This is a genomic window from Paraburkholderia fungorum, from assembly GCF_046026025.1.
Lineage (GTDB): Bacteria > Pseudomonadota > Gammaproteobacteria > Burkholderiales > Burkholderiaceae > Paraburkholderia > Paraburkholderia fungorum_E.
In genome coordinates, this window is sequence record NZ_JAQQFL010000003.1 from 126,649 (window position 1) to 143,569 (window position 16,921).

General features: G+C 57.0%; 14 protein-coding genes and 1 pseudogene. 13 read left to right on the plus strand and 2 right to left on the minus strand.

The window, feature by feature from the left end:
- The first annotated feature begins 619 nt into the window (after positions 1–619).
- Complete coding sequence (locus tag PQR67_RS04735) at positions 620–1,285, plus strand: TetR/AcrR family transcriptional regulator (protein ID WP_408455151.1); 666 nt, start codon at positions 620–622, stop codon at positions 1,283–1,285.
- Positions 1,286–1,359: 74 nt separating this feature from the next.
- Here the strand turns inward: PQR67_RS04735 and PQR67_RS04740 are convergent, their stop codons facing one another.
- Positions 1,360–2,550 (minus strand): amino acid aminotransferase, encoded by a 1,191-nt coding sequence (locus tag PQR67_RS04740; RefSeq protein ID WP_408455154.1) that lies wholly within the window; start codon positions 2,548–2,550, stop codon positions 1,360–1,362.
- 527 nt (positions 2,551–3,077) lie between these two features.
- On the opposite strand from PQR67_RS04740, the gene folD reads away from it, so the two are divergent.
- The 5 genes and pseudogenes from folD to PQR67_RS04765 all read left to right on the plus strand — a co-directional run bounded on the left by folD (position 3,078) and on the right by PQR67_RS04765 (position 7,912).
- Positions 3,078–3,935: a bifunctional methylenetetrahydrofolate dehydrogenase/methenyltetrahydrofolate cyclohydrolase FolD gene (gene folD / locus PQR67_RS04745; RefSeq protein WP_408455156.1), complete on the plus strand. Its 858-nt coding sequence runs from the start codon at positions 3,078–3,080 to the stop codon at positions 3,933–3,935.
- A gap of 177 nt (positions 3,936–4,112) precedes the next feature.
- The gene (locus tag PQR67_RS04750) at positions 4,113–5,261 is read left to right on the plus strand and encodes a porin (RefSeq protein ID WP_408455159.1); all 1,149 of its coding nucleotides are present in this window, start codon (positions 4,113–4,115) and stop codon (positions 5,259–5,261) included.
- Positions 5,262–5,385: 124 nt separating this feature from the next.
- Positions 5,386–5,484, plus strand: a pseudogene (locus PQR67_RS04755) (4Fe-4S dicluster domain-containing protein); the annotation flags it as partial.
- Positions 5,485–5,636: 152 nt separating this feature from the next.
- Positions 5,637–6,884 (plus strand): aromatic ring-hydroxylating oxygenase subunit alpha, encoded by a 1,248-nt coding sequence (locus PQR67_RS04760; protein WP_408455161.1) that lies wholly within the window; start codon positions 5,637–5,639, stop codon positions 6,882–6,884.
- On the plus strand, positions 6,881–7,912 hold the full coding sequence (locus tag PQR67_RS04765) for a flavin reductase family protein (protein WP_408455164.1): 1,032 nt from the start codon (positions 6,881–6,883) through the stop codon (positions 7,910–7,912). Before PQR67_RS04760 ends, PQR67_RS04765 begins: the two co-directional genes overlap by 4 nt.
- Positions 7,913–7,922: 10 nt before the next feature.
- Here the strand turns inward: PQR67_RS04765 and PQR67_RS04770 are convergent, their stop codons facing one another.
- Entirely contained in the window at positions 7,923–8,855 is a 933-nt protein-coding gene (locus PQR67_RS04770; RefSeq protein ID WP_408455167.1) for a LysR substrate-binding domain-containing protein, read from the minus strand.
- Between the two features lie 334 nt (positions 8,856–9,189).
- Between PQR67_RS04770 and PQR67_RS04775 the strand changes: the two genes are divergently transcribed.
- From PQR67_RS04775 to PQR67_RS04805, 7 genes are all read left to right on the plus strand, one after another.
- Positions 9,190–11,613 carry a GcvT family protein gene (locus tag PQR67_RS04775; protein ID WP_408455170.1) on the plus strand — a complete coding sequence of 808 codons (2,424 nt, stop codon included), beginning with the start codon at positions 9,190–9,192 and terminating at the stop codon, positions 11,611–11,613.
- A 27-nt stretch (positions 11,614–11,640) separates the two neighbouring features.
- Positions 11,641–12,390 (plus strand): electron transfer flavoprotein subunit beta/FixA family protein, encoded by a 750-nt coding sequence (locus tag PQR67_RS04780; protein ID WP_408455173.1) that lies wholly within the window; start codon positions 11,641–11,643, stop codon positions 12,388–12,390.
- Between the two features lie 10 nt (positions 12,391–12,400).
- Positions 12,401–13,348: an electron transfer flavoprotein subunit alpha/FixB family protein gene (locus tag PQR67_RS04785; RefSeq protein WP_408455176.1), complete on the plus strand. Its 948-nt coding sequence runs from the start codon at positions 12,401–12,403 to the stop codon at positions 13,346–13,348.
- An 86-nt stretch (positions 13,349–13,434) separates the two neighbouring features.
- Positions 13,435–14,478, plus strand: coding sequence for a glycine betaine ABC transporter substrate-binding protein (locus tag PQR67_RS04790; protein ID WP_408455179.1), 1,044 nt, complete (start codon positions 13,435–13,437; stop codon positions 14,476–14,478).
- Between the two features lie 60 nt (positions 14,479–14,538).
- On the plus strand, positions 14,539–15,468 hold the full coding sequence (locus PQR67_RS04795) for an ABC transporter permease (RefSeq protein WP_408455182.1): 930 nt from the start codon (positions 14,539–14,541) through the stop codon (positions 15,466–15,468).
- Complete coding sequence (locus PQR67_RS04800; RefSeq protein WP_408455184.1) at positions 15,465–16,292, plus strand: quaternary amine ABC transporter ATP-binding protein; 828 nt, start codon at positions 15,465–15,467, stop codon at positions 16,290–16,292. Before PQR67_RS04795 ends, PQR67_RS04800 begins: the two co-directional genes overlap by 4 nt.
- 38 nt (positions 16,293–16,330) lie before the next feature.
- Positions 16,331–16,864: a hypothetical protein gene (locus PQR67_RS04805; protein WP_408455187.1), complete on the plus strand. Its 534-nt coding sequence runs from the start codon at positions 16,331–16,333 to the stop codon at positions 16,862–16,864.
- Positions 16,865–16,921 lie beyond the last annotated feature (57 nt).

Here is a 16,921-nt window from a genome sequence, read left to right on the forward strand (position 1 = left end):
CAGCGTGCAACGTTCTCTTAATTTCATTCCGTTACCTCGTCAGATAAACCTAAGGAAGATGCTAGTCACAAGCGAGACGGTCGGCATCAACGTGAAACGTAGGCTCGAAGCCGAAAAACGCTCATCCAATCGACCAGCTGTCCGTACGAATTCAGACTCCGCAGTCAGGCCGGCAAGGAGTAACCGGTTTGTTCTGTGCTGCATAATGTACATGACTGTACTTACAGTAAATTCTTCAAAATCATTGAGCAACACTTTTATAACGGGTCACGCATAGTGGTTTACGCTGCGTTCCCTGAGCCTGGCAAGGTTCCCGCGGCGGAACATACATTTTTCGCGAAACGTCTATGCGCAATGCCTCTGGCAGACGCGGGCCATTCTGGATAATCGGTGTTGTCTCTCAAACATGGGTGCTCCAATTGGGCGCTCCGCCTGGCAAGTCCAAGCCATTCCATTGCAGGTCGTTGTGGAATTTGGAATGAGCACAGCTGCCCATAAACGCGATCTTTTGTGTGGCGCGGCTCGGAACTTCGGACAATAGCGGCTCGCATTCGCGAGCGCGGCCCCGAGGGGGCTCAGCGGAAGCCGTGCTGATTCTGGTTCAGAAGCCGGGAATGCTATGCTTGCTCCGAAATTAACCGTTATCGAAACACGCATGCCTGCAGAAATGACTGGTGAGAAATCGACGAAGAGAATGACCAAGGCTTCCCGGCCGGCCGTTGACCGTACTGTGTGGCTCGACGCCGCGCGTTCGATTCTTGTCGACCAGGGCATCGATGCGGTGAAGGTCGAACCACTGGCGGCGATGCTGGAGATCAGCCGCAGCAGCTTTTACTGGAACTTCAAGAGCCGCCAGGAATTGTTGGACGCACTGATTGAATATTGGACCGAGTTCAATGACCGGGCTTTGCGCGAACTCGTCCAGCCGCACGAGGAAGACCCGAAGGAGCGCGAGCAGTTGGCCAGGAAGCGTCTTCGTCAGTTGATGAATCTGTTTATCGATGAACGCGAGTTTTCGTCTGACTTCGACATGGCGATGCGCGAGTGGGCGCGCAAAGACCCTGCCGTTGCGAAGCGGGTTGCCCGCATCGATCGGCAGCGCATTGCTCACCTTCAGAAAATCTTCGAGGACATGGGTCATTCGAAGCCCGACAGCCTGATTCGGGCAAAGCTTCTCTACTTCCATCAACTCGGCTACTACCTCACAGGCATCAAGGAGAGTGAGGAAGTGCGCAAACGGGTTGCGCCGCGCTATCTGGAGTTGCTCAGCGGACTGAAACTGTAGGAGACCGAGGCTGCTGCACTGCCATCAACAATTGCGCGGCCGTATGCAGTCGCGTCGCGCAATCCCCAAGACTGCTATTTGATGACGCGCGCGAACGCCTCCGCAACATAGTCGACATTGTTGCTGTTCAATCCAGCGACGCTTATGCGGCCACTGGCGACAGCGTAGACTCCGAAATCCGATTGCAGCATTGCAACTTCTGTTGCACTGAGGCCGGTGTAGGCAAACATGCCTCTTTGCTTGACGATGTGTTCAAAACTTCGGCCTGGCACCGCAGCGCTCAGGCTTGCATGGAGCCTCTGCCTCATCTCGGCAATCCGCAACCGCATTGCATCAAGCTCGCCCACCCATTGCTTATATAGCGCCTCGTCCGACAGCACCCCCGAAATCAGGCGCATGCCATGCGTCGGCGGATTCGAATAGTTGCGCCGCACGTTGAACTTCAGTTGTCCCAGCACGTTTGCTGTCTGAGTTGAATCTGCGCAGTGCACGGTAAGAGCCCCGACCCGCTCGCCGTAGAGAGAGAAAATCTTCGAAAACGAGTTGCTGACGAGAAAGTTGCGTTGGCGGCGAGCCAGTTCACGCACGACAAACGCATCGAGTGTCAAACTTTCCGCGAACCCCTGGTACGCGATATCGACGAACGGAATGAGGTTTCGCTCTTCGACTACGTCTAGAATTTTTTGCCACTGCTCCTGGTCCGGGTCCACGCCAGTGGGGTTGTGGCAACAGGGATGCAGCAACACGATGTCGCGCTGTTTCAGGCCCCGTAGATCTTCCAGCATCCCGTTGAAATCGAGGCCTTTCGTCGTCGAGTTGTAGTAGCGGTACCGGCCAACCGTAAACCCAGCGCCTTCGAAGATGCCAATGTGGTTGTCCCAGGTAGGGTCCGAGACATGGACGGTACTGTCAGCGTAGTAATGCTTTAGAAAATCAGCGCCAACCTTCAACGCTCCACTGCCCCCAAGAGACTGGACCATGGCGAGTGACTCGGACGAAGGCGCAGCCTCGGAACCAAATAGCAGCCGGGCAACAAGATTCCGATAAGTACGATCTCCTTCCATCGGCAGGTACGAAACCGGTGCGTGCGCTGCGAACACCCGTTCTTCTGACTTCCTGACTGCATTGAGCACGGGAATCTTGCCCGAGTCGTCGTAGTAGATGCCTACACCAAGATTGACCTTGTTCGGGCGGTCGTCCTGGGCGAATTTCTCCATCAATCCGAGGATTGGGTCGCCGGCATAGGGTTCAACGTGTGAGAACATTTTTAACTTCCTAAGATCAGACTGTGCGTAGTTTCCGACGGGCAGTGGGTAACGATATCTATGTCGGAGCCCGGATACTTGTGCTCCCTATGACGCGAACATTCACGCGTCAGCAATTTGCGCGGCCGTGCCCGGCTCCACTTTCGCTGCAGCTCCAACCATGAAGGAAAAGCCGTCGGCAGCTCGTCGCAACATCAATGTCTGTCATGGCGCAGTTCGCTCCGATTTCGCCGAAATGCTTGCAGCCCGTTGGGTTCGTCACTCGAGTATTTTTTTGAATTTAATGTACATATCTGTACTCAATATAGCGGCAAGGAATTTCTCGGGCAAGGTTTGTGGACACTGGCGGTTTTAATTGAAAAAGCATCGTATTATGGCCCTATTTATCCAAGATAGAGGCACAATCTTCGGAGGAACAGAGGCTGGATTTTGCCAACTTGACGTTATATACATAAATGTACATGATAAGTGCCGCTCGGTGGCATCGGGCTATCGGCTTCGGAAGAACTCATTGGGTGGAGCAGGAAATGACCAAAGCGAAAATCATCGACGGCGTCGCGCTGTCGGCAAAGTTGCGCGAGGACGTATCTCGGCGGGCGGCCGCCTTGACCGCCAAGGGCATGAAGCCTGGGCTGGCGGTCGTACTGGTTGGCGACAATCCAGCAAGCGCGGTGTATGTACGCAATAAGGTCAAGGCGTGTGAACAACACGGACTTGCCTCTACCTTGGACCGATTGCCGGCCACCGTGACGGAGGCCGAACTCTTGCTGCGAATTCAGCAGCTGAATGCCGACCCGAGCGTACACGGCATACTCGTTCAGCTACCGTTGCCGCCGCATATCGGCGCTCACAAAGTCATCGAGTCCATTGCCGCTGACAAAGACGTCGACGGATTTCACGTCGCCAATGCGGGCGCGCTGATGACGGGCCGCCCGCAGTTCCGGCCATGCACACCCTATGGCGTGATGAAGATGCTTGAGGCGTACGACATTCCGGTGGCCGGTAAGAGCGCTGTGGTAATCGGGCGATCCAACATCGTAGGAAAGCCGATGGCGCTCCTGTTGCTCGAGGCGGGCGCGACCGTCACTATCTGCCACAGCAAGACGCCAAACCTCGCGGAGCATACAAAATCCGCCGATATTGTCGTCGCAGCGGTAGGGAAGCGAAACATCGTCACCGGGAGCATGGTCAAGCCGGGCAGCACCGTGATTGACGTGGGCATGAACAAGACTGATGAAGGGAAGCTGTGCGGCGACGTCGATTTCGCGTCCGTCAACGAGGTCGCGGGCTTTGCTACCCCTGTACCGGGTGGGGTGGGACCCATGACCATTACGATGTTGCTGGTCAACACACTGGAATCCGCTGAGCGCGCCGCGCTCGCCTGATCGCGCCTCCGCAACGCTTGGATGCTTTTTCGAATGCTGTGCATGTGATTCTTTGGTTTGCGCGCGATTTTTCGTCTTCTTAGGCTCTCAATTGGGTTACCCGCAACGCCCTTCAGGTCCCAACGACTTGAGAGGGAACAAACTAAATTAAGTGACATGCGCGTTTGGAGCGTCTAAATGAAGAAGCAACTGACCATGCTTGCGCTGGCGGGGGTCGTCACCTCGTCGACTGCGTTTGCACAATCGACCGTGACGATGTACGGCGTACTCGACGAAGGCATCAACTTCACGAACAACACTGGCGGCAACAAGAACTATGAGATGGCCGCCGGCTACGCCTACGGAAATCGCTGGGGTCTGAAGGGCGCCGAAGACCTGGGCGGTGGGTTGAAGACAATCTTCACGTTGGAAAACGGTTTCGACCTTAGCAGCGGCCGCGCGAACCAAGGTGGCAGGATGTTTGGTCGGCAAGCGCTCGTCGGTATCTCCAGCGACCAATACGGCTCGGTCACCTTCGGGCGTCAATACGATTCAGTGGTCGACTTCCTGGGGCCGACCACTGCGAACGGTAATTGGGCCGGTTATCTCTTCGCTCATCCGTACGACAATGACAATACGGATAACTCTTTCCGCGTTAGCAACTCGGTCAAGTACACCAGTGCCAATTACGGTGGTTTCAAATTTGGTGGACTGTACGGCTTTAGCAATACCGCCGGCCAGTTCGCGAACAACAGAGCGATGAGTGTGGGTGCGACCTATTCTGGTGGCGCATTCACCATCGGCGCCGCCTACATGGACATCAACAACGTCGGCATTGGCTCTACCGGTGCTGTCGCTGCGAATGACGCGAGCTTCTTTGCGGGCCATCAGCGGGAGTTTGGCGCGGGTATCAACTATAAAATTGGCCTTGCCACGCTGGGTTTTGTCTACACGCATACGAAACTCGACAATCCTACCGGCAATGGTTACCTCACGCCTTCCGCGTTTCCCGCGGGCATTAGTGTGAGTTCACTTCGATTCGACAATTTCGAACTCAATGCGCAGTACTACTTCACACCCGCCTTCTTCGTCGGGGGAATGTATACCTACACGACCGGCAAATACAACGGCAGCAACGGCAGTTCCAGTCCCAAGTGGAATCAGGCCGGGTTGATGGCGGATTACAACCTTTCGAAGCGCACTGACATCTACGTTCAAGCCGTCTATCAGAAGGTATCAGGCTCCACAGGCACGTTCCTGGACCAGGCCTATATCACCGGGACCGACAATTCCTCGTCGAGCAATAAGCAGTTTGTCGGCCGAGTTGCACTGCGTCACCTCTTCTGAGGTCACGTGATTCGATAAACGGCAGCTTTTACACCAGAAGGTCAACGAGCCACACCGGCGGTGACACCGCACGAGTAAGTGACGCTGGCCCGACGTCTCGCTTCGACGTTGGGCCGGTTGTTGTTTCACTCACAGCAAAACATGCGACGTGAATGACCCAAAGCAGAAAATCGTCCGGACGGTTTCTGGGGGCGGCTGCAGACCGAACTACTCAAACATGTGAGGTTCGCGGACTCAGCTCGGTAAGCCGTCATGCCTCAAGAATGACATGCATAGCATCAGTTTTCGTGAGTTGCGCCGTATTTGCGTTGCGATTCAAATTAACGTAGCCAGCGCTTATCAGCAGCCAACCATTTACATCTTCAGGCTCCAATCATGTTGTCGAACTCAGAACTCAAGTCACTCGTCAGTTCCCGTGTACCCGGTCGGTCGCTTCCCCAGCCGTTCTACAACGACCCTTCCGTGTACGAGCGTGAGCTCGAATTGATTTGGGAGCGTGAGTGGCTTCTCGCCGGCGTCGTAGCGCAGATTCCGAAGCCGGGAAACTGGTTCACGATGCAGGTTGGCCGTAGCTCGGTGGTCATCATTCGCGATAGGTCCAAAGGCATTCGGGCGTTCTACAACACCTGCCGTCACCGAGGCTCGCGGATCTGCGCCGGCGAGAAAGGTTCGTCGGCAACACTGGTATGCCCCTATCACCAATGGACATACGGCCTTGACGGGAAGCTGATGTTCGCGAGAGAAATGGGGGTAGATTTCGACACGTCGGCGTTTTCCCTGAAGCCTGTTCACTGTGAGACGGTAGAAGGTTACATCTTCATTTCCCTGGCGGAAGAGCCGCCGGCGTTCGACGACTTCCGCGAAAAAGTCTCGCCCTATATCCGTCCCCATGGGTTGGAAAACGGGAAGGTGGCATACGAGACAACCATCATCGAAAAGGGTAACTGGAAGCTTGTTCTGGAGAACAATCGGGAGTGCTACCACTGCACGGGTAGTCACCCTGAGCTTTTGCGCACAATCTCCGAGTTCGACGGCCCGACGGACCCTCGATTTGGCGGCGATTACGCAGAAAAATGCATCAAGGACGAGGGACGCTGGACCGCGGCCGGCCTTCCCCATGAGCCAATTGAAACTGACGAGGGGTATCGCCTCGTCCGCGTAGCGATGGAGCGCGGACTGTCCTTCACCATGAGCGGCGAGCTTGCCTGCAAGAAGCTCATGGGCACGCTCGATGATGCAGACGTCGGCTCGCTGCGATTGCTCCGCTTCCCGAATACGTGGAACCACGCACTTTCCGACCACGCGATCGCGTTTCGCGTGCTCCCGCTATCTGCGACCGAAACTCAGGTGACCACGTGGTGGCTGGTGAACGGCGATGCAGTCGAAGGCGTCGACTACTCGCTGGAAGACCTCACCGCTGTCTGGACCGCTACCAACGCCCAAGACCAGCGCCTGGTTGAAGCCAATCAGCTTGGCATCAACTCGAAGGGCTACGAACCTGGTCCATACTCATCGCTCGTTGAAAGTGGCGTAACTGAATTTATCGACTGGTATCTGTCGACCCTTGTTCGTGAGCTGCACTCCGCGCCCGCCACGATTCGAGTGGAGCGTGTCGCATCATGACGGATAGTCCATTCCGGGAGGTAACATGTGCCGCCGTTACCAGCGAGACGTGGAACGTCAAGACGTTCCATCTCTCGCTCGACGGTGCGGACCGGACACTCGAGTTCAGGGCCGGACAGTACGTCACGCTGGAATTCGAAATCGACGGACAGACGATTTATCGCTGCTACACGGTTTCGTCCGCGCCACACAACACTCAGCCAGGCGACTTCTGCATCACGGTGAAACATTCGCCTGACGGTGTCGTGTCCACCTGGCTGCACCGGAATTTTGCTCAGGGTGACAAGCTCAGGGTCTCCAGGGCAACGGGCGATTTTGTTTTGCCGGAGGGGCATCGTCAGCCACTGTTGTTCATCGCCGGTGGCGTGGGTATTACCCCGTTCATTTCCATGGTTCGCGCGCTGCGGACATCGAGAGATTCGGTCGACGTGCAATTCATCCAGTTCGCCCGCTTGCCGGAAGACATCATGTTCCAGGGGGAGCTCAAGGACCTTGGAGAAGCCGTCAACGGTTTGCGCACGCACTTTTTCGCCTCAACCCGCGCAGATTCCGACTGCCACCGTGGCAGGCTTAGCGAACAGACGCTCGACGAGACCGTTCCCGACTGGACGTCGCGTAGTGTCTATTGCTGTGGGCCCGACGGATTCATGGCATCAATGCGCAATCTGTTTGAGCGACGCGGCGGCGCGTCGGAGCGGTTTCACCAGGAGAGTTTCGAACTGCCGGCTGAGGTGAAGAAGATGCCGTCGCCGACAGGGGGGGCTTTCTCGGTCCGGCTCGCGCTGTCGAATCTTGACCTGTCTTGCTCACCCGGCCGAACCATCATTGAAGCAGTGCATGCGTCCCCGCAGGGAATCAAGATACCCAATGCCTGCCGGTCAGGTGTGTGCGGCACCTGCAAACTGCGAAAGCTGAGCGGCGAAGTTGAAATGCTGCACAACGGCGGGATAACGGACGAAGAGGTCGATGAAGGTTACGTACTGGCTTGTTGCTCCACGCCGCTCACCGACCTCCTTCTCGAATGCTAAAGGGGGACGCTCAGGTCCAGATGCTGCGCTTCCCAAAATCGATAAGCCAATCCAGGAATATTTTTGCGGGAGCGCTCAACTCCTCATTTTCCGTATGGATGATGTACTCCGACAACCCCGTCTTGTAGGACACCTTGAGCGGCTTGACCAGGAGCGTCTCGCGAGCGTCATGCGGTATGCCATACGACCATGCCAGGGCGACGCCCTTGCCGCTACACGCGGCCCGGTACACCAGATCGTAGTTGGACAGCGTCAGGTTCTTGTGCAGCCTCCCAGAATGCTGGCCGGCAAGCTCCAACCAGGAGTCCCATGAGTTGAAGGCTGAAATACTACTGTCAAGCTCGATTAACTCGAGTGCGGGAAGGTCGTCGATTGAGTTGATGGGGTGCGCCGCGAGGTATGCCGGGCTGCACACAGGGAAAATCTCTTCCTCGAAGAGCTTCACCTTTGTGACGTTCGGCCACTGCCCATCACCGTATCGTATTGCCAGGTCGACAGGATCTTTCCACGGGTCCACGGGCGTATTGCTGGCGAGCACCCGGATATCGATTTCCGGGTTCTGCGTGCGAAAGTCGATTATTGCAGGCATTAGCCAAAAGCTGGCCATCGCATTGCTCGCGGCGATTGTCACCGTGCTCGTATCAAGCGCTTCAATTACCGTCACTGCCCGGCGAATGGAATTCAAGCTTTGTGCAATGGCCTGCTGAAATATCAAGCCCGCTCGCGTCAGCTGAATCTCCTTGTGCCGGCGATTAAACAGGGCAACGCCCATCCGTTCCTCGAGCACCTGAATCTGTCTGCTGACCGCACCCTGTGACAGATGGAGCTCTTCCGCCGCGCGAGTGAAGCTCATGAGTCGCGCGGATGCTTCGAACGCACCGATCGTGTTCAGAGGCGGGAGACGCTTGCGTTGTGTAGCCACTCGATTCCCTCCAACTTCCATGGCGTGGGCAGGTAATTGACATGCCCGCTATCCCGACACTGTATTGGATTCTAAAAAGGTGGGCTACTGAAGCGGCGCCTATGTTGGTCGGTACTTACCCCTATCGTCGAAACCCTTGTGCAGCTTGGCTGCGATAAATTTTTCGACGATTCAAGGGTTTGCGCGTCTTACAGCACTGCATGCGAAAACACATGCAAACCATCAAGTCTTTTCGGTTTCCCCGGATTTTCTGGCTACCTAACTTGGAGTCTTCACGGCTCATCATCCGCGCAACGGCAAACCTTATTGCCGGCGCCCGGGAGAGCAAGTCAAACCGTTTCGTCCTGGTGGAAAAATGAAATCGCATTATCAAGCTGTCGTGATTGGTGGAGGAGTGGTCGGTTGCTCGGTCCTCTATCACCTGACCAAGTTTGGCTGGAAGGACATCGCGTTGCTGGAACGCAAAGTTCTGACGGCAGGTTCGACGTGGCATGCAGCGGCCGGATTTCACTCAATCAACAGCGACCCAAACATCGTACGTTTGCAGGCCTACACAATCGCGCTCTACAAGGAAATCCAGGAAGTGGGTGACCAGGATGTCGGATTGCATGTCCCTGGGGGCGTCGCGATGGCCGCCACCTCGGAGCGCTGGGAGTTTTTGCGGACTGAATGGTCCCGTCACCGCTTCATGGGAATCGACAGTGAGCTGATAACCCCTTCGGAAATCAAAGCGCTTTGTCCCCTCGCAGACACAAGCGAAGTGCTCGGCGGTCTGTGGAGTCCCGATGAAGGCCACCTCGACCCCTACGGCGCAACTCAGGCCTACGCCCGGGCCGCGAAAAAAGGGGGCGCTGAAATCCATCAGCAGACGAAGGTGGAGAGCCTTGAGCAGCTTCCAGATGGAACCTGGAACGTCTACACCGACAAGGGCATGATTCACGCGGAACATGTGGTCAACGCTGCCGGCCTGTGGGCGCGCGAGGTCGGGATGATGGCTGGGGTGAAGCTGCCGCTCATCCCGATGGAACACCACTATCTGATTACCGAGGCCATTCCGGAGCTCGCGGCGTTTGGCAAGGAAATTCCCGTGATGGTCGACCTCGATGGCGAGATTTACATGCGCCAGGAACATCAGGGTGTGCTGTTCGGCGTTTACGAGAAGAATTCCACGCCATGGTCGTTGACGGGGACGCCCTGGGACTATGGCGAGACCGATCTTCTGCAGCCAAATCTCGACAAGCTCGAAAACGAGCTGATGAAGGGCTTCGAGCGCTTCCCGAGCGTCGGCAATGCCGGCATCAAGCGCATCGTGAACGGGCCGTTTACCTTTACGCCGGATGGCAATCCGCTTGTCGGGCCGGTTCGGGGAAAGGGGAATTACTGGGCTGCATGCGGTTGCATGGCTGGATTCAGCCAAGGCGGCGGCATCGGACTCGCGCTCGCCCAGTGGATGATTCACGGCGAGCCGCAAGACAACGTATTCGGATTTGACGTTGCGCGATTCCCGAAACTGACCCAGAACTTCGTGACCGCGAAGGCGCAAGAGTTCTACGAACATCGGTTCTATCTGGCGCGCCCGAATGAACAGTGGCCCGCCGGGCGTCCTCTCAAAACCACATCCCTCTACGACCTGCAGGCTGAGAAGAATGCTGTCTTCGGCATCAGCTATGGGCTGGAGACACCAATGTGGTTCGCTCCCGAAGGCGAAACACCCTTTGAGACGCCGACTTTCAAGCGCTCTAACGCATTCGACGTTGTCGGCGAGGAGTGCGCGAATGTGCGCGAGAACGTCGGCCTGTTCGACGCCAGCGGTTATGCGAAATACGAGGTGACGGGGACCGGTGCATACGCATGGCTCGACAATCTCTTCGCGTCAAAAATTCCCGCGGTCGGACGTGCCCGACTCGCGCCGATGCTCAGCGAAACCGGGCGCCTAATGGGCGACCTGACCATTCTCCGGACCGCCGACGACACCTTCCTCGTGACAGGCTCGGGCTACCTCCAGGAATGGCACATGCGGTGGTTCGAGTCGCATTTGCCAGTGGATGGGTCCGTGCGAATCGAGAACAGGAGCGACTCGCTCGCGATGCTCGCCGTGGCGGGTCCCAAAGCGGCCGCGTTGGTCGAGCGTCTCATCGGCAAGAGCGCGGTCGACGCTGCCAGGCCCTTGCTGTCGGTCACCTCCGCGGAAGCCGGTGTCATTCCGGTCACAGTCGCACGACTGTCTTTGACCGGAGAGTACGGCTACGAACTCTACTGCGAAGCCATGCACGTGCGCGCCCTCTACAAGCAACTGTTTGCCGCCGGTGGTGATCTTGGTCTCAAGGAATACGGTGTATGGGCGTTGCTCTCCATGCGGCTCGAGAAGGGGTTCGGCATCTGGTCCCGGGAATTTGGGCCGGAATATACGCCTTCCATGAACGACCTTAAGCACTTCGTCGCGTTCGACAAGCCGCAGTTCATCGGCCGGGATGCAGCGTTGCGTGCGAAAGATCAGACGCCAAGCCGTCGCCTGGTGATGCTCGAAGTCGCCGCTACTGACGCGGACCCGAGTGGCTTTGAACCCATCTGGCTCGGCGAGAAAGTGGTGGGTTTCACGACCTCCGGCGGTTTTGGTCACACCGTTCGAAAGAGCCTTGCCATGGGCTACATCGAGACCGCGCATATCGACCCCGGCTCGAACTACGAAGTGCACGTCCTGGGCGAACGCAGGAGCGCAAGGTTGCTTCCGGAAGCGCCGTACGACCCGAAGGGCGAACGCATGCGGGCCGCGCGGTAGCCAACAACGATTCGAAAGGGAGCACCTATGAAGATTCTCGTCGCAGTTAAACGGGTCGCGGACCCAAACGTGAAGGTACGGGTACGGAGTGATGGAAACGGCGTCGACCTCACGAACATCAAGATGACCATCAATCCGTTCTGCGAGATTGCCGTCGAGGCGGCTGTCCGGTTGAAGGAACAGGGACTGGCATCCGACGTGGTTGTCGTTTCGTGTGGACCGACGCCGTCACAAGACGCGCTACGGACGGCCCTCGCGATGGGAGCGGATCGAGCCATCCTCGTTCATACCGAAGCGGAACTTCAACCGCTTGCGATTGCAAAGCTGCTCAAATCGATTGTCGCGAAGGAAGCGCCGGATCTCATATTGCTTGGCAAGCAGGCAATCGACGATGACTCGAATCAGACTGGGCAGATGCTTGCGGCGTTGCTCGACCGTCCCCAAGCCACTTATGCATCGTCCATCAGCCTTAAGGACGGTCGCCTGTCGGTCACCCGGGAGACCGACGACGGCACCGAGACCGCGCAAATGACGCTGCCGGCTGTCGTGACGGCGGACTTACGGTTGAACGAGCCGCGCTATGTGACGCTCCCGAATCTGATGAAGGCCAAGAAGAAGCCGCTCGACGTGGTGCAGGCATCTGAACTCGGCGTCGACATTGATCCGCATTACAGAACGATAGCGGTATCCGAGCCGCCTGAGAAGAAGGGAGGTGAAATTGTCGCCGACGTAAACACGCTCCTCAGTCGGCTTCGCAGCGACTCAACTCTTATCTAGCAGGTTTGCCATGTCAGTTCTTGTGATTGCAGACGTCGTCGACGATGTCGTGCTGCCAGCCACATTCAGCACCCTCGTAGCGGCCCGTCAAATTGCCAGTTTTACGAGCGCTCGCGTCGACCTTCTACTGGCCGGCCACCAACTTTATGCGTCCATTCCGGTGGCGGCATCTGCGGGCGCCGACAAGGTCCTCGTCGCGGATTCCGAACATCTCGCAGACCGCGGCGCGGAAAACCTCGCGGCAACTATTCTGTTGCTTGTCCAGAGCGGCTACACGCACATCCTGTTCAGTACCAGCAATTTTGGAAAGAATGTCGCTCCCCGGGTTGCCGCAAAGCTCGATGTCGCGCAATTTTCGGATGTCGTCGCCGTGCGCAGCGAATCCGTCTACGACCGTCCTATGTACGCAGGAAATGTCATCGCGACGGTCGAAGCCCTCGACCGGCTCAAAGTAATTACCGTCCGCTCGACGGCGTTCCAACCTGCAACAGCGGAACACGCAGCGGTGGCGGTCGAGCAGTGCGTCGTCACGCAGGATCTGAAAAGGAGCGAAGTGACCGGGCGCCAGGCGGCCGTGTCAGACCGCCCGGACCTGGCGTCGGCGAGCATTATCGTTTCGGGCGGACGTGGGCTCGGCAGCAAAGAGAACTACGAGCGAATCCTTGAGCCGCTAGCGGATAAGTTGGGCGCGGCGTTAGGCGCCTCAAGGGCCGCCGTTGATGCCGGCTTTGCTCCCAATGAGCGTCAGGTTGGGCAGACCGGGAAGGTTGTCGCGCCGGAAATCTACGTTGCAGTCGGCCTCTCGGGGGCCATTCAGCATCTCGCAGGCATGCGCGACTCGCGAATTATCGTCGCGATCAATTCGGATAAGGATGCACCGATATTCGGTGTCGCGAACTATGGCCTCGTTGCAGACCTGTTCGATGCAGTGCCCGAGTGGTTGGCTGCAACCGAATAAGTTGTCGTCACAGGTAGTCAAACTGCTGGGGCAACCTCGCGGTCTGTAGCTCATTTATCCACATATTTAACGCTAATAGAGACCCCATGAACTATCCGAAAGTCCTGCGAATTGCTGCCCTCACCCTTGGCATGACCGGGGTCTCGCTATCCGCGCATGCTGCCAGCTCGTCGACGTGGTGCAGCTCGGGAAAGCCAATCAAGTTTGCGGAGATTGGCTGGGACAGCGGCAAGTTCTTTACCGAAATTGCCCGCTACGTTCTTGAAAAGGGGTACGGCTGCACTACCGAGACCGTCAACGGGTCGAACGCCATCACACTCGGTGCGGTATCTACCAATGACCTACAGGTATTTGTCGAATACTGGAACGGTCGCACCTCGGCAGTTGAGACCGCAGCCAAAGACGGCAAAGTCAAAATTATCGGCGACCTGGTGCAGGGGGGGAGCGTCGAGGGCTTTTACGTCCCCGAGTACGTTATCAAAGGAGACCCGAAGCGTGGCATCAAGCCGATTGCGCCGGATCTGAAAAGCGTCTCGCAACTGAGCAAGTACGCCACCGTCTTCGCCGACCCGGAAGACCCCTCGAGAGGAAGCGTTCTGAACTGCCCGATTGGCTGGCAATGTGAATCGGACAACTCACAGAAGTTGAAGGCTTACAAGCTCGACAAGTCGTACACCAATACTCACCCGGGAACCGGCGCCGCGATGGATGGAACCATCGCGTCGGCAAACGAGCGTGGCAAGCCGATCGTGTATTACTACTATCAGCCCTCCACGCTGCTGGCGCGATACCCCTCGGTGCGTCTGGACGAGCCCGCATTCAATGCAGAGTGCTGGAAGACGATTAACAACAGCAAGGACGCAAGTCCGTGTCCGAGCTCGTCGCCGGTCACTAACCTGAAAGTCGTCGTTTCGACCCAATTCTTTACGGCAGACCCGGTCGCAACCGAGTTCCTCAGCAAAATGTCGTTGCCTATGGCGTCGGTGACTCAGGCATTGGCCAGCATGGGCTCCGGCAAGAGCGACCCGCGCGCCCTCGCGATCCAGTATCTGAAGAACAACCCACAGGCTTTGGCCACGTGGGTTCCGGCAGATGTCGCCCAAAAGGTTGAAGCGTCAATTTCGAAGTAGCATCGCGCCGTCCGGCTTTGCGCGGTGTACCGAATCCGGACGGCCAGTGGAGACAATGCAGTGAACGACATCTTCTTTAATGTGAATCTTGCTGATGTTATCAATCGCGAGTTCACTCAGATTGTGCGAAAGTACGCCGACGATTTTCACCAGGTAAGCAACTGGCTGCTCGTCTGGGTACTGAATCCTGTCGAGCATCTATTGCAGGCAACCCCTCCCATTGTGCTTCTCGCGGTTCTGGGCGCTCTAGCGTGGTTCGGTTGCAGGCGGATTGGCACGACCGCTGCCCTGGTCGCGCTAACGTATGTGATCGGTTGTCTCGGTCTATGGGACAAACTTATCTCGACCGTGTCCATCATGTTGGTCTCTGTTGTCGTCACCGCGGTCATCGGCCTGCCAATGGGCATCGCGATGGCAAAATCCGCCATGCTGCGACGAATCCTCAATCCGATCCTGGACATGATGCAGACTTTGCCATCGTTCGTGTATCTGATTCCTGTCCTGATGCTGTTTGGTCTGGGCCGCGTTCCTGCAATCTTTGCGACGACTGTTTACGCGTTGCCGCCCCTGATGCGCCTTACCGAACTCGGATTGCGTCAGTTGCCCGACGACGTCCTCGAGGCGTCGCAAGCTTTCGGTGCGACGCCGCTCCAACAGCTCATCAGCGTGGAGTTGCCGTTAGCGCTGCCCTCGATTATGGCCGGCCTCAATCAGGCGGTCATGATGTCACTCGCAATGGTCGTTATTGCATCGATGATTGGCGCAAGAGGGCTCGGCGAAGATGTGCTTTCGAGTATCAACAATCTCGACATGGGACAGGGGATTCAAGCTGGACTCGCGATTGTGATTCTTGCGGTGGTGTTCGACAGAATTACCCAGTCGTATGGACGTTCGCGGCGACAACGACTCCTTGCATCCGGCGCAAACTCGCTCAGGAAATCAAAGTTGACTTCGGCGGTCAGCGAAGAGCAACGGGAGGCAAAGGCATGAGCACGACTTCGTTGGAACTTCGAAACGTCTATAAGATTTTTGGCCGGGAATCGTGGAACCTCCGCGAAGCTCAGGCGGCAGCCCGTCAAGGCGCGTCGAGAGAGGAGATTCTGGAACGGACAGGTTGCACGGTTGCGGTCCGCGACGTGTCGCTTTCCATCCAGGAGGGTGAGATTTTCGTCATCATGGGGTTGTCGGGTTCGGGGAAATCAACCCTGGTCCGGCACTTCAACCGCTTGATCGAACCCACTTCTGGGCAGCTTCTCTTTCGCGGCCAGGATATTCTGAAACTATCGACCCGCGAGATGCGCTCGATACGTCGACGCAATATCGGCATGGTCTTTCAGAGCTTCGCGCTCATGCCGCACAAGACGGTGATGGAAAACATCATCTTTGGGCGAACGCTTCGGGGCGACCCGAAACGGGAGTCGACCGCTGATGCCAAGAAGTGGCTTGACGGCCGAATCGGCTTGAAAGGTTACGGCGATAAATTTCCAGACGAACTCTCCGGTGGCATGCGGCAACGCGTCGGTCTCGCTCGCGCGCTCGTATCCAACCCCGATATTCTGCTGATGGACGAGGCTTTTTCAGCGCTGGACCCATTGATTCGCAGCGATTTGCAGGACCTGTTGCTCGAGATGCAAACGGAGCTGAAGAAGACCGTTATCTTTATCACGCACGATATCGATGAAGCGATGAAGCTTGGCTCCCGCATTGCCATCATGAAGGATGGTGAGGTCGTGCAGGTCGGAACGCCCGAACAGATTCGCGATAATCCTGCAACCGATTATGTGCGGCGCTTCTTCAAGAAGGGGTGCAACTGACTGCCAGCCTGCTACGGGACGACGTCAACGGAGAATACATGGAACGCGTCGCGCACGGCATGGCAGCGGAAGCGCCCGGTACCTATGAGCAAGAGATACTGGCCGCGCACGAAGGCGAGGTGCTGGGCCATCGTTTTTTTCTCGAGATGTCGCGCCACTACGCGGAGGATGTGTACGGTAGGCGCGCCTTCCTGCTTCTGACTGAGGTCGAGCGCGAGACCGGTTTGCTGATGCGAGGCTTACTGGCAAGACATCATATTGAGTGCCCGCCACCGGCAGCCTCTATCGCCAGGGGACTGGCGCTAGCGCAAAGTTTCAAGGCACTTGCGTGGGATACGTTGATCGTGGAGATGGCGCGACGAATCGCTCCGGCTGTCGTTCGATTTGAATCTCTCCTGCACAAAGCCCCTGCCGCAGACCTGGAGGTCATCGCGCTGCTTGTGGAGCATGAACGCGCTCTTGAAGCGTTTGTATGCAGCAAACCTCACCGGAGCAACGACGCGTTGAGACCAGGTGTCAGGTACCTCCGTCGGCTAAGAAAGCAGACTTGCATGATTTTTTTCATGCAATGAATCAGTTCTTTTGCATTGACGGGTATGTTTTGGCCCGAAATGATAGTACGCAGAGGC

Excerpts from the sequence above, each read along its gene's own strand:
- PQR67_RS04735 (WP_408455151.1), top strand. The coding sequence starts at position 620 with ATGCTTGCTCCGAAATTAACCGTTATCGAAACACGCATGCCTGCAGAA.
- PQR67_RS04740 (WP_408455154.1), bottom strand. The coding sequence starts at position 2,550 with ATGTTCTCACACGTTGAACCCTATGCCGGCGACCCAATCCTCGGATTG.
- folD (WP_408455156.1), top strand. The coding sequence starts at position 3,078 with ATGACCAAAGCGAAAATCATCGACGGCGTCGCGCTGTCGGCAAAGTTG.
- PQR67_RS04750 (WP_408455159.1), top strand. The coding sequence starts at position 4,113 with ATGAAGAAGCAACTGACCATGCTTGCGCTGGCGGGGGTCGTCACCTCG.
- PQR67_RS04760 (WP_408455161.1), top strand. The coding sequence starts at position 5,637 with ATGTTGTCGAACTCAGAACTCAAGTCACTCGTCAGTTCCCGTGTACCC.
- PQR67_RS04765 (WP_408455164.1), top strand. The coding sequence starts at position 6,881 with ATGACGGATAGTCCATTCCGGGAGGTAACATGTGCCGCCGTTACCAGC.
- PQR67_RS04770 (WP_408455167.1), bottom strand. The coding sequence starts at position 8,855 with ATGGAAGTTGGAGGGAATCGAGTGGCTACACAACGCAAGCGTCTCCCG.
- PQR67_RS04775 (WP_408455170.1), top strand. The coding sequence starts at position 9,190 with ATGAAATCGCATTATCAAGCTGTCGTGATTGGTGGAGGAGTGGTCGGT.
- PQR67_RS04780 (WP_408455173.1), top strand. The coding sequence starts at position 11,641 with ATGAAGATTCTCGTCGCAGTTAAACGGGTCGCGGACCCAAACGTGAAG.
- PQR67_RS04785 (WP_408455176.1), top strand. The coding sequence starts at position 12,401 with ATGTCAGTTCTTGTGATTGCAGACGTCGTCGACGATGTCGTGCTGCCA.
- PQR67_RS04790 (WP_408455179.1), top strand. The coding sequence starts at position 13,435 with ATGAACTATCCGAAAGTCCTGCGAATTGCTGCCCTCACCCTTGGCATG.
- PQR67_RS04800 (WP_408455184.1), top strand. The coding sequence starts at position 15,465 with ATGAGCACGACTTCGTTGGAACTTCGAAACGTCTATAAGATTTTTGGC.
- PQR67_RS04805 (WP_408455187.1), top strand. The coding sequence starts at position 16,331 with ATGGAACGCGTCGCGCACGGCATGGCAGCGGAAGCGCCCGGTACCTAT.